At 66.9% G+C, this 936-nt stretch carries 2 protein-coding genes; both read right to left on the bottom strand.

Features of this window, described 5'->3' with window-relative positions:
* Positions 1 to 237 (bottom strand): hypothetical protein (locus D8M34_RS18160; RefSeq protein ID WP_148113100.1); only part of this gene is annotated, 237 nt, incomplete at its 3' end.
* 438 nt (positions 238 to 675) lie between these two features.
* On the bottom strand, positions 676 to 936 hold a 261-nt coding region (locus tag D8M34_RS19660; RefSeq protein WP_238695724.1), incomplete at its 5' end, for a hypothetical protein.

The raw sequence follows: 936 nt of genomic DNA, 5'->3' as shown, positions 1-936 counted from the left end.
GGGGGTGACGCCGTCGAGGGACGGCTGCGCGGCGGAGGCGGCGGGGCCCTGCCAGGGGACGCCGAGCTCGGCCATGCGCTTCCGGGCCTCGTCTGATGCGGACCGCAGCTCGGAGTCCGCGGCCCGAAGGGCAGCTGCGGCATCGACGACCGCCGTCGAGCCGGGTTTGCCGACGACCCAGTCGTACTTCTCCCGGAGGGTCTTGGCGGCGAAGTTGAACTGTTGGTGGAAGGCCATCACGAGCCGCCTGTGGCCCTCGGTCCGAACGTCACCTCGATATCGATCTCATTCAACTGGTACGACTCTGCGACGAGACGAAGGTTGCGGACCGCTTGCTCGAGTTCGTCCTGGTGTGCTGCGTGGACCTCGAGGATGTACTGGAACTTGTGGTCGAACGCCGGAGTGGCGAGATCTGAGATGGGATCGGTTCCACATCGCTCGCCCCGCTGGGTACGTGCACTGATCAGGGCTGATCGAATGTCGTCGACCGGGCGATTCAGGGCTTCGACGACCTGCAGAACAGTGGCGGGAAGGACCTGGCTCAGCAGGCTGTAATCAGTCGGCGAGGAAGCGGGGGGTCCGAGAGACGTGGGCCAACGCTAGAGCCGTCGCGTACCCACGCCGCCGGTTCGGCCGACGCTATTCACGCACGCGAACCGCCCGGTCGACGCCGCATCAGCGCCCAGTGAGTTCCATCAGCACCGCGTTGGCCAGCTTCCGAGAGCGGTCACACAGGGCGCTGTCCGTCAGACCTTCGCCGCGGAGATTGGTCGACAGAGCTTGGGACTGTGTCCGGACCGAGGCGTCGTCGGCGATGTCCACGACGATGTCGCACCCCGGGAGGGTGGCGGAGGAGTCGGACGACCGCACCGCTCCGTACCCGGCCAGTGATTCGAGTTCTGCCCCCGGTGCCCGGGCAAGATCGGCTGCGGGAAT

The sequence above is a fragment of the Microbacterium sp. HSID17254 genome (assembly GCF_003989315.1).
GTDB lineage: Bacteria > Actinomycetota > Actinomycetes > Actinomycetales > Microbacteriaceae > Microbacterium.
Note: the sequence above shows the minus strand (reverse complement) of the source record. Positions and strands in the feature narration are given on the sequence as shown.